The sequence below is a fragment of the Candidatus Symbiobacter mobilis CR genome, from assembly GCF_000477435.1.
GTDB lineage: Bacteria > Pseudomonadota > Gammaproteobacteria > Burkholderiales > Burkholderiaceae_C > Rhodoferax > Rhodoferax mobilis.
Genome location: NC_022576.1, coordinates 323,534 through 343,843 on the forward strand (window position 1 = coordinate 323,534; position 20,310 = coordinate 343,843).

14 protein-coding genes and 1 pseudogene are annotated in these 20,310 nt (G+C 60.8%); 11 read left to right on the forward strand and 4 right to left on the reverse strand.

The features are described from left to right. Positions 1-22 precede the first annotated feature (22 nt). A complete protein-coding gene (gene ftsH, locus CENROD_RS01235; protein ID WP_022771239.1) occupies positions 23-1,939 on the reverse strand; it encodes an ATP-dependent zinc metalloprotease FtsH in 1,917 nt (638 codons plus the stop codon). 335 nt (positions 1,940-2,274) lie between these two features. Here ftsH and rsmD point away from each other — a divergent pair, with 335 nt between their 5' ends. The 3 genes from rsmD to CENROD_RS01250 are packed head-to-tail and all read left to right on the forward strand — an operon-like array spanning position 2,275 to position 3,985. Beyond that, a complete protein-coding gene (rsmD, locus tag CENROD_RS01240; protein WP_081699779.1) occupies positions 2,275-2,970 on the forward strand; it encodes a 16S rRNA (guanine(966)-N(2))-methyltransferase RsmD in 696 nt (231 codons plus the stop codon). Continuing rightward, positions 2,963-3,469 (forward strand): pantetheine-phosphate adenylyltransferase, encoded by a 507-nt coding sequence (coaD, locus tag CENROD_RS01245; RefSeq protein ID WP_022771241.1) that lies wholly within the window; start codon positions 2,963-2,965, stop codon positions 3,467-3,469. The genes rsmD and coaD overlap by 8 nt, the downstream gene beginning before the upstream one ends. 39 nt (positions 3,470-3,508) lie before the next feature. Next, entirely contained in the window at positions 3,509-3,985 is a 477-nt protein-coding gene (locus CENROD_RS01250) for a universal stress protein (protein WP_238551800.1), read from the forward strand. On the opposite strand, the gene CENROD_RS01255 is transcribed toward CENROD_RS01250, so the two are convergent. Further along, on the reverse strand, positions 3,952-4,992 hold the full coding sequence (locus CENROD_RS01255; protein WP_151194562.1) for a hypothetical protein: 1,041 nt from the start codon (positions 4,990-4,992) through the stop codon (positions 3,952-3,954). The genes CENROD_RS01250 and CENROD_RS01255 overlap by 34 nt on opposite strands. A 148-nt stretch (positions 4,993-5,140) precedes the next feature. Beyond that, positions 5,141-7,951 carry a hypothetical protein gene (locus CENROD_RS01260; protein ID WP_022771244.1) on the reverse strand — a complete coding sequence of 937 codons (2,811 nt, stop codon included), beginning with the start codon at positions 7,949-7,951 and terminating at the stop codon, positions 5,141-5,143. A gap of 312 nt (positions 7,952-8,263) precedes the next feature. On the opposite strand from CENROD_RS01260, the gene CENROD_RS01265 reads away from it, so the two are divergent. The 5 genes and pseudogenes from CENROD_RS01265 (at position 8,264) to thiL (ending at position 16,399) form a co-directional block, all read left to right on the forward strand. Next, entirely contained in the window at positions 8,264-11,221 is a 2,958-nt protein-coding gene (locus CENROD_RS01265; RefSeq protein ID WP_022771246.1) for a 2-oxoglutarate dehydrogenase E1 component, read from the forward strand. Positions 11,222-11,399: 178 nt separating this feature from the next. Continuing rightward, positions 11,400-12,668, forward strand: coding sequence for a 2-oxoglutarate dehydrogenase complex dihydrolipoyllysine-residue succinyltransferase (gene odhB, locus CENROD_RS01270; RefSeq protein ID WP_022771247.1), 1,269 nt, complete (start codon positions 11,400-11,402; stop codon positions 12,666-12,668). 128 nt (positions 12,669-12,796) lie between these two features. Then, entirely contained in the window at positions 12,797-14,233 is a 1,437-nt protein-coding gene (lpdA, locus tag CENROD_RS01275) for a dihydrolipoyl dehydrogenase (RefSeq protein ID WP_022771248.1), read from the forward strand. A gap of 52 nt (positions 14,234-14,285) precedes the next feature. Continuing rightward, positions 14,286-15,398, forward strand: coding sequence for a cell division protein ZapE (gene zapE, locus CENROD_RS01280; protein ID WP_041193757.1), 1,113 nt, complete (start codon positions 14,286-14,288; stop codon positions 15,396-15,398). 23 nt (positions 15,399-15,421) lie between these two features. After that, a pseudogene (thiL, locus tag CENROD_RS01285) lies at positions 15,422-16,399 on the forward strand (thiamine-phosphate kinase). Positions 16,400-16,422: 23 nt separating this feature from the next. Here thiL and CENROD_RS01290 read toward each other — a convergent pair. Further along, positions 16,423-17,175 (reverse strand): RNA methyltransferase, encoded by a 753-nt coding sequence (locus CENROD_RS01290; protein WP_022771251.1) that lies wholly within the window; start codon positions 17,173-17,175, stop codon positions 16,423-16,425. A gap of 143 nt (positions 17,176-17,318) precedes the next feature. Here CENROD_RS01290 and CENROD_RS01295 point away from each other — a divergent pair, with 143 nt between their 5' ends. From CENROD_RS01295 to rpoH, 3 genes are all read left to right on the forward strand, one after another. Next, positions 17,319-18,362: an inositol monophosphatase family protein gene (locus CENROD_RS01295; RefSeq protein ID WP_081699780.1), complete on the forward strand. Its 1,044-nt coding sequence runs from the start codon at positions 17,319-17,321 to the stop codon at positions 18,360-18,362. Between the two features lie 93 nt (positions 18,363-18,455). Continuing rightward, on the forward strand, positions 18,456-19,235 hold the full coding sequence (gene cysE / locus CENROD_RS01300; RefSeq protein ID WP_022771253.1) for a serine O-acetyltransferase: 780 nt from the start codon (positions 18,456-18,458) through the stop codon (positions 19,233-19,235). 135 nt (positions 19,236-19,370) lie between these two features. Further along, on the forward strand, positions 19,371-20,291 hold the full coding sequence (gene rpoH / locus CENROD_RS01305) for an RNA polymerase sigma factor RpoH (RefSeq protein WP_238551801.1): 921 nt from the start codon (positions 19,371-19,373) through the stop codon (positions 20,289-20,291). Positions 20,292-20,310: the final 19 nt, after the last annotated feature.

Below are 20,310 nucleotides of genomic sequence, written 5' to 3' on the forward strand. Positions count from 1 at the left end.
AAGGGCCGTGGGACCGTGGTCGTCAGGCAGTCTTGGGTTCCGAATCGGCAGGCAGGGCATCCCCACCTTCTGGGCGATCAGGACAAGGGGTATCGCCAGAGGGAGCGGTTTCGCGAGGGGGGCGGGGTTCCTTGCCGGCCATGATGTCATTGATCTGGTCGCTGTCGATCGTTTCCCATTCGAGCAAGGCCTTGGCCATTGCGTGCATCTTGGAATCGTTGTCCTCGATCAGCTTCCTGGCCAGTGCGTACTGCGTGTCGATGATGCGACGAACCTCGGCATCCACCTTCTGCATCGTTTCTTCGCTCATGTGGGTGGTCTTGGTGACAGACCTGCCCAGAAAGACTTCCCCCTCGTTTTCTGCATACACCATCGGCCCCAACGCTTCGGACATGCCGTAGCGCATGACCATGTCGCGGGCGATTTGCGTGGCGCGTTCAAAGTCGTTGCTCGCCCCCGTCGTCATCTGGTGCATGAATACCTCTTCGGCGATGCGCCCGCCAAACAACATGCTGATTTGGTTGAGCATGTATTCCTTGTCGTAGCTGTAACGATCCTGCGCGGGCAAGCTCATCGTCACTCCGAGCGCCCTGCCACGGGGGATGATGGTGACTTTGTGGACGGGGTCGCATTTGGGCAGCAGCTTGCCGATGAGTGCATGGCCGGATTCGTGGTATGCCGTGCTGCGGCGTTCTTCTTCGGGCATGACCATGCTTTTGCGTTCGGGGCCCATCAGGATCTTGTCCTTGGCTTTCTCGAAATCCTGCATTTCCACCGTGCGGGCATTGCGGCGGGCGGCCATTAGCGCGGCCTCGTTGCAGAGGTTGGCCAGATCGGCGCCGCTCATCCCCGGGGTGCCGCGAGCGATGATCGTGGCATCGACGTTGGCATGGAGGGGCAGCTTGCGCATGTGGACGTTGAGGATCTGCTCGCGGCCGCGAATGTCCGGCAAGGTCACATACACCTGTCTGTCGAAGCGCCCTGGACGCAGCAGGGCGGAGTCCAGAATATCCGGGCGGTTCGTCGCGGCCATGACGATGACCCCGGCGTTGGTGTCGAAGCCGTCCATTTCCACGAGCATCTGGTTGAGGGTTTGTTCGCGCTCGTCGTTGCCCCCACCCAACCCTGCGCCACGTTGGCGGCCCACCGCATCAATCTCATCAATGAAGATGATGCAGGACTTGTGCTTCTTGGCGTTGTCGAACATGTCCCGCACCCGGGATGCCCCGACGCCGACGAACATTTCGACGAAATCCGACCCGGAAATGCTGAAGAACGGCACTTTGGCTTCCCCAGCGATGGATTTGGCCAGCAAGGTCTTGCCTGTGCCCGGTGGGCCAACGAGCAATACGCCACGGGGGACGCGCCCACCCAGTTGCGTGAATTTGGAAGGGTCTTTGAGGAAGTCGACGACTTCCTTGACTTCCTCCTTGGCTTCGTCGCAGCCCGCGACATCGGCGAATGTGACCTGGTTGGCGTTTTCGTCGAGCAACCGGGCTTTGCTTTTGCCAAAGCCAAAGGCGCCACCCTTGCCGCCTCCCTGCATCTGCCGCATGAAGTAGACCCACACGCCGATGAGCAGGAGCATCGGGCCCCAACTGATCAGCAGGGTGACGAGCAGGGAACCTTCCTCTCGCGCTCGCACGTCGAAGCGCACGTCATTGGCGATCAGATCCCCGACCAAACCCCGATCGAGGTATGTCGCCATGGTGCGAATCTTGCGATCGTCGCTGGTTACGGCCAGAATTTCTGTGCCGGAAGCACCTTCCTGAATGACGGCGCTTTTGATGCGCTTGCCGCGCACTTCTTCGAGAAAGTCCGAGTACCCCAAGTAGGCGACCCCGGTAGAGGGTCGCGATTCGAAATGCTTGAAAACGGTGAACAGCACGGCCCCGATGACCGCCCAAACCACGATTTTGCTGAGCCAAGACTGGTTCAAGTTGCACTCCCACAATCGCCCGGAGGATTCTCCAGGGAAGCCAAAGATTCTAGGCTGTCGCCTTTTTGTTTGTCATGGCCTCGCGGCCATGGGATATGCCTCGGATGTGGGCGATATGGCTGATGTGGGGGGGCCAAAACCCCGATGGCACAATGCCTGCACGCTTTTGGGGCATTGCACCCCTACGCCGTGGTTTGCATGGCACGCTGCTTTGTCCTCTTTTCCCTCTTGTTCCCATTTCTTCCTCCTTTTTTTGCTTCGCCCGATAGGGGATGGTGTGTGGATTCCTCTTCGGTGTGGATTCTTCTTCGATAACCCGCCTCGACCGTGTTTGTATGAGCGGTTCATCGTCTACGGAACGACTTTCGGTGCAGCCCCTGGTGCGGCCTACAGCGCCTCACACGGTGCGCCTGATTGGAGGCGCATTCCGTGGCAGAAAGTTGCCGGTGCTTGATGCACCCGGCTTGCGCCCCACGCCGAATCGGGTACGGGAGACGCTCTTCAATTGGCTGGGGCAAGATTTGCGTGGACGGCGCTGTATCGATGCGTTCGCCGGTACCGGCGCCCTGGGTTTCGAGGCTGCGTCGCGCGGGGCTGTTGCGGTGGCCATGGTGGATCGCAATCCCGCCGTCGTTGCGCGGTTGCGTGCAGCATGCAAAGCCTTGGGGGCAGGGCAGGTTCAAGTGCAGTGCGGTGATGCCATGGCTGCCTTGCAGCGTTGCGCAGCGGGGAGCATGGATGTCGTCTTTCTCGACCCTCCTTTTCAGGAAGACGTAGCAATGGCGGACCTTTTGCGGTGGGCGGCGCGAGCTATTGGCCCCCATGGCTGCGTCTATCTGGAGTCCGGCCAGCCTTGGGAACCAAAGGCATTGCATCCCTTGCGCCTGCATCGCCACACCCGCGCTGGCGCTGTCCATGCGCATTTGCTGGTGCCTGGGGCTGATGGGGCTGCTTCGCTGGTGGATGGGAATGCGCACGTCAGTGCGACTGTGTGCGCGCATGTCGGCATGGAAGGACGCAAGAATGGCTGAAGTCCTCGCTGTCTACCCCGGCACTTTCGACCCTTGGACGTTGGGGCACGAAGATGTGGTTCGGCGCGGACGTTCGCTGTTCGCCAGGGTCATCGTCGCAGTGGCTGCGGGGTATCACAAACGCACGATGTTTTCCCTGGAAGAGCGCCGCGATATGGTGGTGGACAGCTTGGCAGGGATCGACGGTGTTGAGGTCGCGGTGGTCGAGGGATTGATGCGCGACTTTGTCTTGGCGCATGGGGCCACGGCGCTGCTGCGGGGGGTGCGCACTGCCGCCGATGTCGATTACGAGTTCCGCCTTGCGGGCGTGAATCGCCACCTTATGCCCGGCGTGGAAACAGTGTTCCTGATGGCTGCGCAACCCTACAGCGTTGTTTCCGGGACATTCGTTCGGGAGATTCTGGCACTGGGGGGGGATGTGCGTCCCTTCGTAGGGACTGCCGTCCATGCGCGGCTTGTGTCCAGACGTGCCGATGCTTCTACCTCGAAAAGACTGTAGGATTTTTGGGCTTACCGCAACGATGACCAAGGAATTGCCATGAATGCACCAATGAAATTGCTCTTAGCCATAGATGGTTCCCGTGCGTCTCTCGACGCCGTGCAGTGGGTGGTAGCGTTGGTGCAAGCGGGGCTGAAAGCCAACGTGGTGCTGGCGAATGTGCAGGAACCCGCTTCCCTGTACGAAATGGTAGTCGCGCACGATCCCGAAGTCATCGACAAAGCCAGTACCGATGCCGCACGGCACATCTTGCAGCCCGCGCAGGCATTGTTGGACGCTGCGGGGGTGTCGTATTCGACAACAGTCGCGCATGGCGAGCCTTCGCACACGCTGGCCGACATCCTCGAAGACGAGGGATGCGAGATGGTCGTGCTGGGACGCGGTGAAGACGCCCTGGGGTCGGTCGCTGCAGAACTGCTGGCCTTGTCCAGCGTGCCGGTGCTCGTGGTTGCCCCCGCAGTGGAGGGCGAGGGCCCCAGCGGTCAGAACGCGACGTGCAGCCCGACCGAGACGTAGCCGTAGCGCCGGTCGAACTTGTGCGCCGTCGCGCTGTTGTAGAGGAAAGGAATTTCCCCGACGAACTGGTGGCGCATCGCTTGCCCGCGAACGAAGATGGCGATCTGTTCGTTCAAGGCATGGATCACGTCGACGACGAGGATCTGGTTGTCCTCGTAGGGGGTTCCTCCGTTCTGGGCGATCTTCGCGTCGACGTTGTCGCGGTCAAGTCGTAGCCATTGCATCCCGGCACGCAGCGCCCATGGGCCACGCTGCCACTGCCACATGCCCCCCCACTGCGTGTACGAGCCGCCGTAGGAGAACTCAGCCAACGGGCTGAGGCTGGTCGAAAAGGCGGCCAAGCTTGACCCGCAGGGCGCGATACGGGTGCCAGAAGTCTGCGTAGGGGTGAAGGACATGGCGTATTGGCACCCTTGCCCATCCACGTAGGTCGCGGTCATGTCGCCGGTAGATACGGCACTGCGGCCGATCCCGAAGAATGCCGAGAGGGTCGAAGCCTCGGTCAGCCGCCACGAACCCAGCAGATCAAGCTCTTCCTGGTGGTCGGAAAGGTCCAGCACACGGAGATCCTGTACCGTCAGGCCTTGCACCGCCGTTGCGCTACTTTTGCGCAACTCATCGGAACGGTTCCCCCAGAGCGAGAGGCGAACCGCCGCGTGCGCGGGGCTGTCAGCGTTGCCGTACAGGCGCTGCTGGGCGGCCATTTGCCAGCTATCGATGGATTCTTCATCGGTGCGGTATTGCACCGACCGGCGCGCCAATGCGCCCTCTACCAGCAGGGTGGGTCGCACTGCGTAGGCAACGCGGACATGCTGCCCGGAATAGTCCCCCACTTGCGTGCCGCCATAAGTGGGGTCTTTGGCGCGCAGGTGCAGCACGTCGAGCGTATCGTTCATCGCATCCAGTCCGACTTCAAAGCGCAACTCTCCGCTGTAGTGAAACTGATCTGCAGTGAGCAGGGCATCAAGGGGGGCGCACCAGCCGGTCGATACCCCCATGGTTGCCATGACCAAGCCCACGAGTTTCGCTGCGATTTTTGGATGTGTTCCTGTGCAATGCAAGGTGGCTTCTCCCTATGTTTTGCCCGAAAAAAAGGGGAACAGATCGTTCCCCTCGGGGTTGCCCCGCGTGGAGCGGGGCGGGTGACGGGATGGGTCAGGGGTTGGTGGTCGAGGCTTGGATCGTGACGATGATCGTCTCCGTGCCATCCGCCAGCTTCACGGGTACTGCGCCTGTCACGGAGGAAAGTCGCGCTACGGAACTGACACCTTCGAGCTTCGCATCGACCGAGAACGTGCCGGATGTGATTCCAATCGTTCCAAAACCTGTTTGTTGCGACAGTTGCGCAACGACGGGTTCCCAATTGAAAGCCAAAACTTGGTTTTGCAAAACAAGAACCTGCTGGGCAATGTCATCCAATACCGCAGTAAAAGTCTGACCGCTGGAATTCACCCCGGTGACCGATACCGTTGCCGTGGTGGGTACTTGAAGGGTGACGGAATTCCCATCAAGCCCGAAAGTCACCGGGGCAATGCTGAGCCTCAACTGGCGCGAACCTGTACCGTATTCCAGCACATTGAGCTTGACTGTGGGATTGGTAAAGACAGGCTGATCCAGTGCCGTCAGCTTCAAACTGGCCGTGGTGAGCGGGCCGGGTACGGTAACGCGGTATGGCAAGGCTTTGGTCGTATCTACGGCAACGCTATTGACTTTGGGTTCGGAAAGAACGAGCATGTTTTGTGGGGGGGCGACTGGTGGCAGCTCAACAGTAATGGTTGTACCTGTTTCCTCCTGGACCGCTTCGACATGGTCCTCAATCGCGGTTTCAGCGGCGCTGACATCCCCAGTTTGGACTGCAGTGGTTATAGCAGTTGCCAATTCTTGCAATTGGGTCACAGAGTTGCTTGCCGTAGCTTTCTCAGCGACCGTTGTGGTCAAAAGATTGGCGAGGGTTGCAGTCGTTTGGAGTGCAGTGGTGTCTTGCAGTGCTTGCAGCACTTGGTTTTCTGTCTGCGTTGCCGTTGCCTGCACCAGAACCGCTGCTGGCTTGGATGCTATAGATTGGGTAACTTGGGCCACATTGTTGGCAGTCACGGCAGCCACGCTTGCAGAATCCAGACCGGCTAGGTTCCCAATATTTGCATTCGTGTTTGCACTAGCCGACTCCTTGGCCGCATCGACCGATTTAGTGACGGCCTCTGTCACCAAAGCACGTACCGCCGTGGTTGAGGTAGTACTGGAATTGCTCAACGTTACTGGGGCTTGCACAGTGGCAACGGCATTACTGAGCCCAGTGACGGCCGCCTGATACAGCGCGGCGGACTGCGTTGCCGTGGTAGTCGTAGTCTCTTGGCCAGTCGCGGCGGAAGCAATCGTATTGGCCATTTGCACCAGCATCACCTGCACTGCTATCGTGGTTTGGGTGAGTGCAGAATTGGTCTCCGCCGCTGCAACGGGGTCGGTAGTCAGAATTTCTGCGCCGATGTCCAAACCTAGGTTCGTCGCAATCTTTTCAGCAGCCGTGGCGATTTGTTCCGAGGTAGGCTTGACATATACACCGCTACCGGCTTCAGCCTCCATGGTCGCCTGCACCAGCGTCGTCAAGGGAGTAATCTGGGTCGAACCCGCAGGCGCTTTGAGTTCCCCAATAAAGGCTTGCCCAGTCGAAATATCCGTACCACCCTTGGCGCAAGTCATGTGGGAACCAAACGCTGCCGGGAAGGAAAAGTTACCTTGCGCGTCGGTTGTCGTCGCGAGATTCGAGTCAGTCTTGTTGTCGTCGCAAACCCCATCGTCGTTCTTGTCTAGAACGACCGTGGCACCTTCCACGTACCCGTCAACTACTTTGCCTCCAGTAGGAAGCGGGATCGTGATATCTGGCTCAGAAACTGCGTTGACCTTAGCAAGAAGCTGTTGGATTGGGGATGCCGCATTATTGATGTTCCCTTGCTGTAATGCAGCGGCAACTGCAGTAGCCGTCGTGGAAAGCGTGTCCACAAAGCCTTCCACACCGCTGGCTGCAACCTGTTGAGTCAGCACTGGGGCCAGGAGTGCGGTCGTTTGCGAAGCGAAGGTATCTTGCAGCGCTGACAGCAACGATTTCGTAGAGTTTGCAACACCCTGGGTCACTGTGGCAATGTTCCCGGAAGCCACAGCAGCAATGCTTGCTGGTGCCAAATTTGCCAAAGCGGGGATGATGGCTTCAGCTTGGGCTTTGACGACTGCCTGATTCATGGCAGTCTTGATCAATGCAGTCGCCGATGCCAAATTTTTCAAGTCCGTCGGGTTGCTCGTATTGACGGCTGCAGCCAACCCAACAATTGCCGCCCGGTACAGGGCTGCGGTTTGATCTGTGCTGGCATTCCAGCCAGCCGCTGCTGCAATCGTCCTGGCTGTTTGTACCAGCAGCACTTGCACAGCCGTGGTGGTTTGGGTCAACGCTGGAATGGTTGCTGCGGATGCAACCGGGTCGGTACTGAGGATTTGAGTGCCGAGATCAGCCAAGCCCAACTTGGTTGCCACTTGTTGGGCAGCGGCTTCAGGGGTAGGTTTGCTGCCTGCGGGCGCTGCATCAATGGTTGCCTGCACCAATGTAGTCAACGGGGTGATTACGGATGCTCCGGCGGGGGCCTTTAGCTCTCCGATGAAAGCTTGTCCACTGGTGATATCCGTACCACCCTTGGCGCAAGTCATGTGGGAACCAAACGCTGCGGGGAAGGAAAACTTGCCCTGCGCGTCTGTGGTAGTACCCAGGCGGGAATCCCTGTCGTTGTCGTCGCAAACCCCATCATCGTTATGGTCTAGCACGACCACCGCACCGCTGACGTACCCGTCAGCCACTGTGCCTGGGTTTTTTACGGGTTCTCCACCCCCGCCGCCACCGCAGCCGGAGGTCAAAAGGGCTGCCGCCGTGATAGAGAAGCACGCTGCAGCAATACGAGTCAAAAGGAGCTGGTTGATTTTCATGGCGAATTCCGGCGGGAAAGTGATAAGGAAGAAGTACCCATCGGTCAATTTAGCACAACTCACTTAGGGTGCTGGTGGTGTGTCGGCTCTATGGATACCGTATCGTCACAAGCTGGGTCGCTCGGAGTGCTTGGCTGACTGGTTTGCATCCCCCGAATATTCCCCGAATGCAACGGGGTTGGCTTCCAGACGCATGGCAGGAAGGTGGCACAATTTCTCGTTCATTTTTGCCTTTCTTCCCCCTCTTGCTCCCTCTTTGCCTGGCTCTCAAACGAGATTCGCGCACTCCGCACACACCTTTGGTGGCTGCCCATGGATGAAACCCTGCCGGAGAACCCCTCGCAGTCGCTGTACCAAGTTCTGCGTGCGTATTCCCACTTGTTTGCCGGGAGCGCTTCGTACATCGAAGATGCCTACGAACGCTATCTGGATGACCCTGATAGCGTTGCTGCGTCGTGGAGAGAATGGTTCGATACCCTAGCGGCTGCTCCGGCTTCCGATGGCGGGAAAGCCCCTGATGTGCCCATGCGCGCTGCGGTCGAGGCCTTTGCAGCCCGCGTGCGCTATGAACGGGCGGGAGAGTGGTCGCCGGGATGGTCGTCGGCAAGCGCGGCATGTCCTTTGGATTCGACGCCTGGGCGCAAGCACACCGCCGCGCAACAACTGATTGCCGCGCATCGCAACATCGGCGTGCGTTGGGCCAGCCTCGACCCTTTGCAACGCGCAGGCCGTCCAGATATCCCCGAGCTGGATCCTTCCTTTTATGGCTTGGAAGATGCCGACCTCGACCTGGAGGTCGACACCAGCAACACCTTCTTTGGCCCTGCAACGATGTCGGTGCATGCCCTGCTTGATGCGCTGCGCACAACCTATTGCGGCGTGCTGGGCGCAGAGTTCATGTACCTGACCGATCAGCGGCAGAAACGCTGGTGGCAGCACAAGCTGGAAAGCATCCAGAGCCAGCCTGCCATCAATGCAGACGGAAAACGGCACATCCTGGAGCGCCTGACCGCTGCGGAGGGGCTGGAGCGTTTTCTCCATACCAAATACGTTGGGCAAAAGCGTTTTTCCCTCGAAGGGGGGGAAAGCTTCATCGTCGCGATGGATGAATTGATTCAGCGTGCTGGCGCACGAGGGGTGGAGGAAATCTGTATCGGCATGGCGCACCGTGGCCGACTGAACGTGCTGGTCAACACCCTGGGCAAACTGCCCAAGGATTTGTTTGCGGAGTTTGATCACACCGCGCCGGAGGAATTGGCTGCGGGGGACGTCAAGTACCACCAGGGTTTCAGTTCCGATATCGAGACGCCCGGGGGGCCGGTACACCTGAGCCTGGCGTTCAACCCCTCGCACTTGGAAGTCGTCAACCCCGTCGTTGAAGGGGCGGCCCGTGCGCGCATGGATCGGCGTGGAGACCCCACTGGCAAAAAGGTGTTGGCGTTGCTGGTGCATGGGGATGCAGCCTTTGCCGGGCAGGGTGTCAACCAGGAGACATTGGCCCTGGCTCAGACCCGTGGCTACACGACGGGGGGTACCGTCCACCTCATCATTAACAACCAGATCGGATTTACGACTTCCGACCCCCGCGACCTTCGTTCCACGGTGTATTGCACCGACATCGTCAAAGCCGTCGAAGCCCCGGTGATGCACGTCAACGGGGATCATCCCGAGTCCGTCGTCCTGGCCGTGCAGTGGGCGTTGGACTACCGCATGGAATTCGGCAAGGATGTCGTCGTCGATATCGTGTGCTACCGCAAGCTTGGCCACAATGAGCAGGACACCCCGGCGCTGACCCAGCCCCTGATGTACAAAAAAATCGCGCAGCACCCCGGTGTACGACAACTGTATGCAGAGCGACTGGCTGTGGAAGGCTTGGGCAACACCCTTGGGGACGACATGGCCCGCGCCTACCGCGCTGCGATGGATACCGGCAAGCGGACTGCGGTGTCCGTGCTCGGCGTCCACAAATACCCCTTTGCCATCGATTGGACGCCGTATTTGGCGGGGCGCAGCGATGACGAGGGCATGGATTGCCGTACCGCGATCCCCCTCGAACGCTGGGCCAGCCTGGCGCAGCGGTTGACTACCCTGCCGCCAACGCTCACCTTGCATCCCCTGGTGCGCAAGGTGTATGAAGACCGCGCCGCGATGGGCCGGGGGGACATTCCTGTGGACTGGGGGATGGGCGAGCACATGGCGTTTGCTTCGCTGGTCGCGCAGGGGGTTCCCGTTCGGCTTTCCGGGGAAGATTCCGGGCGGGGAACGTTCTCGCACCGCCACGCGGTGATCCACGACCAGAATCGGGAGAAGTGGGACGAGGGGACCTACGTGCCCCTGCAAAACGTTGCAGAGGGGCAGGCGCCTTTCGTCGTCATCGACTCGATCCTTTCCGAAGAGGCGGTGCTGGGCTTCGAATACGGCTACGCATCGAATGCGCCGGACATCCTCGTCGCATGGGAAGCCCAGTTCGGCGATTTTGTCAACGTCGCCCAGGTGGTGATCGACCAGTTTTTGGCCTCTGCGCAGGTCAAGTGGGGGCGGCTCAATGGGTTGACGCTGCTGCTGCCCCATGGCCAGGAAGGGCAGGGGCCCGAGCATTCCTCGGCGCGGATCGAGCGATTCATGCAGCTTGCCGCCGACGACAACATGCAGCTCGTCCAACCGACGACGGCCAGCCAAATTTTTCATGTTTTGCGTCGGCAGATGTTGCGCAAGGTACGCAAGCCCCTGGTAGTGTTCACCCCCAAGTCGCTGCTGCGGCATCGTGATGCCGCTTCGCCCATCGCCGAATTCACCGATAGCGTGTTCCGTACGGTGATCGACGATGCGCAGGCCACGGAACCCGACACGGTGCAGCGGGTATTGTTGTGTTCGGGCAAGGTGTATTACGACTTGGTCAAAAAGCGTGCAGCTTTGGAAGCGCGCCATGTCGCCATCGTTCGCATCGAACAGTTGTATCCCTTCCCCCATGCTGCGCTGTTGCGTGTATGGGAGCGGTACCCTGTGGCCACAGAATGGCTGTGGGTACAGGACGAGCCTCGCAACCAGGGGGCGTGGTTCTTCGTGCAGCATTGCTTGGCAGAGCACCTGCTGGCAAGGCAACGGTTGGGGTACTGCGGTCGTGCGCCGAGTTCTTCCCCTGCCGTGGGCTACGCTCATCTGCACCAGGAGCAGCAGCGAGCGTTGGTCGATGGAGCCTTCGCGCCGGATCCTGCGGGGTTGGGCGCCAGCTTTTGCGGCTGGCGGACGCATGCCCAGCCTGTCGCCTGAGTCGCTATGTAGCCTTTGATGCTTAGCCCTCAATGCCTAGCCCTTGATGCTTAGCCTTCGATACCTAATTCTCGATATCTAGCCCTGGCCGCATTGCTTCTGCGCATGGTTTCCGCACCTGCTTCTCCCTGTATTCGGCCAAAGATACCCCATCCCAGCCCAACCAAAGAGTGTTCCCATGTCTACCGTAGTCGTCACCGTCCCAGAACTGTCGGAATCCGTTAGCGATGCCACGATGCTCGCGTGGAAAAAATCGGTGGGAGACGCCGTAGCCGCCGAGGAGATCCTCACGGGCGTCGAGACCGACAAGGTCACGATGGACATTCCTTCGCCTGCTGGGGGCGTTCTTGTCGAAATCCTGGCGCAAGAGGGAGACACGGTGTTCGGCGGGCAGACCATTGCGCGTATCGAGCCGGGTGCCGTAGCGGAGGTGTCTGCACCCGTTGCTGCTGCGAATGGAACGCAACACCTAGCGCAACAACCAGCGCAACATCTTGCGCCGAACCATGCCCCCAACCTCACGCCGAGTAGGGCCTCTGCCATGCCCGCTGCGGCCAAGCTGATGGCGGATCACCAGCTTGCGCCTGGAGCCGTGGCGGGAACAGGCAAGGATGGGCGCATCACCAAAGGGGATGTGTTGCGTGCGGTTGAGGCGCGGGGGGCAGAGAGCGCTGCGCCCAGTTCGCCTGTCAGCTTTCTGCCCCGGGGAAAGGATTCTGCTGCTGCACGCGAAGCTGCGCTGGCCAATCGCCCAGAGCAGCGGGTGCCGATGAGTCGACTACGCGCTCGGGTGGCGGAGCGGTTGCTGCAATCCCAGGCGACGAATGCGATCTTGACCACTTTCAACGAAGTGAACATGGGCCCCATGCTCGAAATGCGCAAGCGCATGCAGGAAGCCTTTGAAAAGGAACATGGCGTGCGTCTGGGGTTGATGAGCTTCTTCGTGATGGCAGTGGTGCATGCGCTGCGCAAGTTTCCGATCCTCAATGCCTCGGTCGACGGCACGGACATCGTGTACCACGGCTATTTCGACATTGGCATCGCCATTGGTTCTCCGCGTGGTCTCGTCGTGCCGATTCTGCGCAACGCAGACAAATTGGGCTTTGCGGAGATCGAAAAGAAGATCGTCGATTTCACCCAAAAGGCCCGTGACGGCAAGCTGGAAATGGAAGACCTTGCCGGAGGCACATTCACCATCAGTAATGGGGGTACTTTCGGTTCGATGATGTCTACGCCGATCATCAACCCCCCGCAGAGCGCGATCCTCGGCGTGCATGCGACCAAGGATCGTGCTGTCGTGGAAAACGGGCACATCGTCGTGCGGCCGATGAACTACTTTGCGCTGAGCTACGACCACCGCATCATCGACGGCCGGGAAGCCGTGCTGGGTCTTGCAGCGATCAAGGAATCGCTGGAAGACCCGGCGCGGTTGTTGTTCGATATTTGAGCGGGACAGGGCAGCAAGCATTTCCCATCGCTACCAAGCATCGCCTTGTGCAGCCACATGTTGGTGGGTGTATTCGCCACCCGGGAACCGGGGTAATTGGGTTTTTTCTAGTCCTTCGAGCAATCAGCATGAACCAGTGTTTTGACGTGATCGTGATCGGTGCAGGCCCAGGTGGTTACGTGGCTGCCATTCGCGCAGCGCAATTGGGCAAGTCGGTGGCCTGCATCGACGAAGGTACCCATGCAGCCGGTAGCCCGGCGCCTGGAGGTACCTGCACGAACGTGGGGTGCATACCGTCCAAGGCCTTGCTCCAGTCCAGCGAGCACTACGAACATGCGCTGCACCATTTTCGGGAGCATGGCATCACCGCCACGGGGGTGTCGATCGACGTCGCGGCCATGATTGCCCGCAAGGACAAGGTCGTTCGCCAGAACAACGACGGCATCCTGTACCTCTTCAAGAAAAACAAGGTGCGGTTCTTCCATGGGCGTGGGTCGTTTGCAGGCAGCACCGAACAGGGATACCTAGTGCATGTCGATCCCTTGGGGAAGGAGGTCGGCCACGACATCGTTGGGGAGCATGTCATCGTTGCGACGGGTTCGCACCCTAGGGAGCTTTCCGGGGCGCCGTTCGACGAAACGGCGGTGCTCTCGAATACGGGGGCGCTGGCGTTGCGCAGCGTTCCACGCAGGCTGGGGGTGATCGGCGCCGGGGTCATCGGGTTGGAGCTGGGATCGGTGTGGCGCAGGCTGGGGGCGGAAGTCGTGCTGCTCGAAGGGCTGCCGACGTTCCTGGCTGCTGCGGATGCCCAGATTGCCGCAGAAGCCCGCAAAGCGTTCCAGCGCCAAGGGTTGCGTATCGAGCTGGGCGTCACCGTTCGCAGTGTGGAGCGAGAGGGCGAAGGCGTGCGCGTGGTGTATGCCGATGCGCAGGGGGTCGAGCAGTCGGTCGAGTTCGACAAACTCATCGTCTCGGTGGGGCGCGTTCCGCATACGGCTTCGCTGGGTGCCGATACCGTCGGTTTGGAAGTCGATGGGCGCGGTGCCGTCGTCGTCGATGAGGAATGCCGTACCAATCTGCCAAAGGTGTGGGCCATCGGCGACGTGGTGCGTGGCCCGATGCTGGCGCACAAGGCGGAGGAAGAGGCCGTTGCTGTGGCGGAGCGGATTGCAGGGCAGCACGGCCATGTGCGTTTCGACACGATTCCGTGGGTCATCTATACCAGCCCGGAAATCGCCTGGGTAGGCCGTACCGAGCAGCAATTGCAATCCGATGGGGTGCAGTACCGCAGTGGCGCTTTCCCGTTCCTTGCCAACGGGCGCGCCCGGGCACTCGGGGATACGACGGGCTTCGTCAAGGTACTTGCCGACGCGGATAGCGACGAGGTGTTGGGCGTCCACCTGATCGGGCCGATGGCCAGCGAGCTGGTGGCCGAATGCGTGATGGCGATGGAGTTTCACGCCAGCAGCGAGGACATTGCCCGCATCTGCCATGCGCATCCTTCGTTGAGCGAGGCCGTCAAGGAAGCTGCACTGGCTGTGGATCAGCGTTCGCTGAATTCCTGATCCCGAGCGCGTGCCGGTCTGGCCCAGCATGGTGTAGCGGCACGGTATGGGAATGCCAGGGAGCGTGCATCGGGTCTACGAAGCCGAGTTGCACAAAAAGGGCTATGCCCCCGACGCCGCGCAGTTGCGCGCGGTGCAAGTGCTAGACCACTGCGCGCAGGAATGGGCGGTGTACCTGCATAAGCGTTCCAACGTGCTACGCAAGTGGATCCACCGCCCTGCCGTTCCCCATGGGGTGTATTTGCACGGCGGTGTAGGGCGGGGCAAGAGCTTTCTGATGGATTGCTTTTACTGTGCCGTACCAGTGCGGCGCAAAACCCGCTTGCATTTCCACGAATTCATGCGCGAGGTACACCGCGAGCTTTTTGCGCTCAAAGGGTACGCCAACCCGCTGGCCGTGTTGGCCAAGCATGTGGCATCGCGGTACCGGTTGATCTGCTTTGACGAGTTTCACATCTCGGACATCACCGATGCGATGGTGCTCTATCGCTTGCTACAAGCGCTCTTTGCGCAGGGAGTCGGGGTTGTTGCGACGTCCAACTACCACCCCGATGCGCTGTACCCCAACGGGCTGAATCGCGAGCGGTTGTTGCCAGCGATTGCCATGCTCAAGGAACGCATGACGGTGCTGGATGTGGACGCTGGCATTGATTACCGGGCACGGGCATTTGCCGGAGTGCGCACGTTCCTGACCCCGCTGGGGCCCGAGACGGCGCGGGCGATGGAGCACACCTTTGCGTTGCTTGCCGAGGTGCAGGACGAAGACCCCGTGCTCCATATCGAATCCAGAAAAGTCCGTGCCTTGCGGAGGGCGGGTGGGGTGGTCTGGTTCGATTTCGCCACCTTGTGTGGGGGCGCGCGGTCACAGATCGACTACCTCGAACTGGCCTCGCGCTTTCACACCGTGCTGCTCAGCGACGTTCCCCGGTTGACGAAGCCGATGTCCTCGCAAGCGCGGCGCCTGCTGTGGCTGGTCGATGTGCTGTACGACCGCCGGGTCAAGCTGATTTTGTCGAGCGCTGTACCGATTGAGGAGCTGTGTGCCGAGGGCATCGATATGGTGGAGTTCCAGCGCACGATCTCGCGTCTGTGGGAGATGCAAACCCCCGCATTCCTTGCCGCAGAGCGTAGGGAAGTGGATACCTCGCTCACCGCACGGGCGTGAAAGGCGTGACCCGCTGCCCGGCACTGGGTGAATTCGGATTGATCGAGCGGTATTTCCGCCGTCCCGTGCGTCGTGCTGCGCTGGGGGGTGGGGACGACTGCGCCTTGTTGCGTCCACGCGCAGGGTATGAGCTGGCTGTATCGAGCGACATGCTTGTCGCAGGCCGACATTTTTTTGACGATGTGGACCCTTTTCGGCTGGGGCACAAAGCCTTGGCCGTGAACCTCAGCGACTTGGCCGCGTGTGGTGCGCAGCCCTTGGCGTTTACGTTGGCGATTGCCCTGCCTGAAGCGCGGGAAGCCTGGCTGGCCCCCCTGGCTGACGGGATCGCGGCATTGGCGGATGCGACCGATTGCGATTGGATCGGCGGCGATACGACCAAGGGTCCCTTGAACCTTTGCGTCACCGTCTTCGGGGACATCCCGCTGGCGGAGGGCTGTTCCCAAGCGTTGCTGCGCAGTGGCGCACGGGCCGGGGATACGGTGTACGTCAGCGGAACCCTGGGCGATGCCCGATTGGCGCTCGAAGCCTTGCAAGGCAAGCGGGAACTGCCTGCGCAGGTGTTGCGCTGGGCGCGGGATCGGCTGGAAATGCCACCCCCGCGTGGCCTTGGGCGTGGCATTGCGTGGCGTTGCGACTGCGGCCATCGATCTGAGCGACGGATTGGTCGGCGATCTGGGCCACATCCTGGCGGCATCGGGGTCGGGGCGGTGATCGATGTCGATGCCGTTGCTGCGCGGGTAGGCATTCGCACGGTATTCCCGGAATGGGTACAGCCCCTATTGCAGTGGCGCGAATGGGCGCTCAGCGGTGGGGACGATTACGAGCTGCTATTCACCGCTCCACCAGCGTGTGCGGCATCGGTGACGCAAGCGGCTGCAGTGGCACAAACCCCGGTCTTCCCGATTGGGCGGATCGAAGCGGAACCGGGAGTGCGGTGGGTCGATAGCGACGGAAGGGCCGTCCTGCATCACCATGATTCGTACGATCATTTTGCGTGAGTCGCAGACGGCGTTAGGTATCGTTAGGTATCGTGTGTGTTGCGCAGGATGGATCGGGCGATGCCGCGCAGGATGTGGATTTCCTCTTGGGTAGGCCGTGCGCGCAACATCAGGCGGCGTAGTCGGTGCAGCAATTTTTTGGGCGCGCGGGGGTCGAAAAAGCCCACTGCGCACAACGCTTGCAACCAATGCCCCAGCATTGCTTCGACTTGCGCGGCGTCGGCCATCTGGGCCGGGGGGAGGGCGGTGGTGATCGGAAAGGCACCCAGCGCCATCCGCCATTCGTAAGCGATGACCTGTACCGCAGCGCCCAGGTTGAGCGAAGCGCAATCCGGGTCGCTGGGAATTTGCAAGCAGGCGTGGCAGCGGTATACATCCTCGTTGCGCATGCCAAATCGTTCCGGGCCGAATAGCAGGGCGATTTTTGCCGGGGGGGCTGTTCGGGGGGGGGCATCCATCATGCACCCACGCAATAGTTCCTCGAAATGCGCTCTCGGGGTCAGCGTGTGCGGGCCGAAATCGCGCGGGGTCATTGCAGTGGCGCAAAGGTGGTCGATACCGTCCAGGGCATCGTCAAGCCGATCGACGATCCGCGCCGATTCCAGTACGGCCCAGGCCGCGCCGGCTCGTTCGATAGCCTCGGCGCGACGCAATACGTCGGGCCATCGGGGACGAACGAGCACCAAGTCATCGAAGCCCATGGTTCGGATGGCCCGGGCGCAGGCGCCGACATTCCCCGCATGGCTGGGTTCGATGAGGATGAATCGGGTATGCATGGTCGGTCGATAGAATCCGCCCCTTTGCGCGGACGGCCCCGGTGTGCCGCAGGTTCCCAGAGGAATCCGGTGGGCATCATGCCCTGCTGCGATGCGCCGTGGGGCACTGTACCCGGGCGCTGCGCCCTCTCCATTCACCGAACATGGCTACCTCGACTTTGCATCCCATGGCCAGCGTTGCCATCAAGGCAGCCCGTGCTGCGGGGGACACCATCCACCGTGCAGCGCCCAATGTCGAGTCCATCCGGGTCTCGCAAAAGCAGGGCAACGATTTCGTCACCGAAGTCGATCAGGCTGCGGAGCAATTGATCATCGACATCTTGCTCGATGCCTACCCCGCGCACGGCATCTGGGCGGAAGAGTCAGGGCGTGAGCGCGGCAACCCTGATGCGACCTCCGTCTGGATCATCGACCCGCTCGATGGCACGATGAATTTCCTCCATGGCCTGCCTGTCTACTGCGTGAGCATCGCATTGCTCGTGCGGCAGCGCGTGGAACTGGGGGTGATTTACGACCCCACGCGCAACGACCTTTTCATCGCGGCAAGGGGTCGGGGCGCTTTCAAAAACCAGCAGCGCTTGCGGGTATCGAAGCGCACGCACCTCAAAACGTGCCTGTTGTCCACAGGGTTCCCATTTCGGCCCGGCGACGACGTGCCCACGTACTTGCGGATGATGGGCGACATGATCGTGCGTTCCTCCGGGATGCGCAGGCTGGGTTCTGCGGCGCTGGATCTGGCGTATGTCGCTGCCGGGTACACCGACGGATTTTTCGAGAAAGGGCTGCAATCCTGGGATGTTGCCGCTGGTTCGCTGTTGGTGCAGGAAGCCGGTGGTTTGGTGGGGAATTTTTCCGGAGATGCGGCATTCCTCGAACAACGGGAGTGTGTCGCGGCCAGCCCGCGCATTTATGCGCAAATGGTGGCCGTGCTGCGCTCGTACAGCGCTGTGGGCAAACAGCCTGTAGCGTCTGGGGAACCACGACCATCCATGGAAGCATCCTCCCTCGCACCCTTGCTGCCAGCATCCGTACCCACGGCTCCCTTGGCTACGGAAACCACCACTGCGGAAACCTTGCCTGCCGAATCCTCCTCGGCACAACCATCGTCTGCGGCACCGGCTGTGGAGCATGGGGTGCCGCAGCCTGGCATCGACACTCCGCCTGCCGTGCGGGATGCGCCCTGGTAGCCCAATCGGTGCAAGCCCCGGCCCTGGCACCTCTGCGTGGGAGCGTACAGGCAGGGCGAGGCAAGCCCTCGTATCCGGGAAGGATGGGAAGGCATGACTTGGTTCTCACAAATCCGCGCGGACGTTCGCTGCATTCTGGAGCGGGACCCCGCTGCGCGTAGCGCGTGGGAGGTGCTGACGTGCTATCCCGGACTGCATGCCGTCGTTTTGCATCGGCTGGCCCATGCATGCTGGGTACGCGGGTTGTGCTGGCTGGGGCGGTTCATCTCGCACTGCACGCGGTTTTTGACCGGGATCGAAATCCATCCTGGGGCGACCGTCGGGAATCGTGTGTTCTTCGACCATGCGATGGGGGTGGTCGTTGGGGAAACTGCGGTGATCGGCGACGACTGCACGATCTACCAGGGGGTAACGCTGGGCGGTACCTCGCTCTACAAGGGTACGAAACGGCACCCTACCTTGGGGCGGGGCGTCATCGTCGGAGCGGGTGCGCAGGTCCTTGGGGGGTTTGCGGTCGGGGACGGCGCCAAGATCGGTTCCAACGCCGTGGTGACGAAGCCGGTTCCAGCCGGGGCCACTGCGGTGGGCAACCCTGCGCGGATCATCTTGGCAGAGCAGGACGCGCGACGGGAGGAAGCAGCGGCCAAGATGGGCTTTTCCGCCTACGGGGTGACCAAGGGTGACGATCCCTGGGCACGCGCCATGCAGGGGCTCATCGACAACGCCTGTGGACATGAGCACCAGATTGCGATGCTCTGGAAAGCGGTGGAAGCCCTCCAAAGTCTGGCTGATCGGAACAGTTGCGTACCTAGCGATGCGACGTTGCAAGAGCACCAAGACATCGAGCGTCTGGGCCGGTTTCTTTCTGAATAACTGCTGCGTGATCTGTGCCTCTTGTCGTTTGTTCGATGCGGGCGCATTATTAGCACTCTACTCGACAGAGTGCTAATATCGACGGAGTTGTTATGGGGAGTACTTGGAGGTATTGCCATGTCTGATTGCCTAACCATGTCTAACACTGCCATTGCGCTGAAAAATCCGTGGTTTGTCGTCCCTGCGCTCGGCAATCTGGATGCGTATATTGCAGCGGTTCACCGCATTCCGATGTTGAGTCTGGAAGAAGAGCAAAGCCTGGCACGGCGGTTCCGGGAACATAACGATCTCGAAGCTGCGGGGAAGCTCGTGCTTTCGCACTTGCGGCTCGTGGTGTCTGTGGCGCGCCAGTACCTGGGGTATGGGCTACCCCATGCCGACTTGATCCAGGAAGGCAATGTCGGGCTGATGAAGGCAGTCAAGCGCTTCGACCCTGCACAGGGGGTGCGTCTCGTCAGCTACGCCTTGCATTGGATCAAGGCCGAAATTCATGACTACGTTCTGCGCAACTGGCGTATGGTGCGCGTGGCGACGACGAAAGCACAACGCAAGCTGTTCTTCAATCTGCGCTCGCTCAAGCAACGCCTCAAGGGGCAGGAGATGCAGGATGGCGGGGAGTTTCGGGACGCTCTCGACGAGCGGCAAATCGATGCCATGGCATCGGAATTGCAGGTAAAGCGGGAAGATGTCATCGAGATGGAAGCGCGCATGTCCGCCAGCGATGTCGTGCTGGAAAGCACGCCCACCACCGATGGGGACGAGCTGTCCGGGCCTATCGCCTATCTGCACGATCCGCAGCAGGAGCCGACGGCCATCCTCGAAGCACGCCAGCGCGATGCTCTTGCCGGGGGTGGGCTGCGCATGGCGCTCGATACCCTGGATCCCCGTAGCCGCCACATCGTCGAAGAGCGTTGGCTCCAATGCGACGACTCCGGTGCCGGGGGAATGACCCTGCACGAGTTGGCTCGTATCTACGGGGTCAGTGCAGAGCGTATCCGGCAGATCGAAGTCGCTGCGATGAAAAAGATGCGCATGGTGCTGGCGCGGTTCGTCTAACTGCCATGACTTTGTGAAG

Coding starts and splice junctions, on each gene's coding strand:
- CENROD_RS01295 (WP_081699780.1), top strand. CDS start 17,319: ATGGCTACCTCGACTTTGCATCCCATGGCCAGCGTTGCCATCAAGGCA.
- zapE (WP_041193757.1), top strand. CDS start 14,286: ATGCCAGGGAGCGTGCATCGGGTCTACGAAGCCGAGTTGCACAAAAAG.
- CENROD_RS01265 (WP_022771246.1), top strand. CDS start 8,264: ATGGATGAAACCCTGCCGGAGAACCCCTCGCAGTCGCTGTACCAAGTT.
- rsmD (WP_081699779.1), top strand. CDS start 2,275: ATGAGCGGTTCATCGTCTACGGAACGACTTTCGGTGCAGCCCCTGGTG.
- CENROD_RS01290 (WP_022771251.1), bottom strand. CDS start 17,175: ATGCATACCCGATTCATCCTCATCGAACCCAGCCATGCGGGGAATGTC.
- rpoH (WP_238551801.1), top strand. CDS start 19,371: ATGTCTAACACTGCCATTGCGCTGAAAAATCCGTGGTTTGTCGTCCCT.
- cysE (WP_022771253.1), top strand. CDS start 18,456: ATGACTTGGTTCTCACAAATCCGCGCGGACGTTCGCTGCATTCTGGAG.
- CENROD_RS01260 (WP_022771244.1), bottom strand. CDS start 7,951: ATGAAAATCAACCAGCTCCTTTTGACTCGTATTGCTGCAGCGTGCTTC.
- odhB (WP_022771247.1), top strand. CDS start 11,400: ATGTCTACCGTAGTCGTCACCGTCCCAGAACTGTCGGAATCCGTTAGC.
- CENROD_RS01255 (WP_151194562.1), bottom strand. CDS start 4,992: ATGGCAACCATGGGGGTATCGACCGGCTGGTGCGCCCCCCTTGATGCC.
- lpdA (WP_022771248.1), top strand. CDS start 12,797: ATGAACCAGTGTTTTGACGTGATCGTGATCGGTGCAGGCCCAGGTGGT.
- coaD (WP_022771241.1), top strand. CDS start 2,963: ATGGCTGAAGTCCTCGCTGTCTACCCCGGCACTTTCGACCCTTGGACG.
- CENROD_RS01250 (WP_238551800.1), top strand. CDS start 3,509: ATGAATGCACCAATGAAATTGCTCTTAGCCATAGATGGTTCCCGTGCG.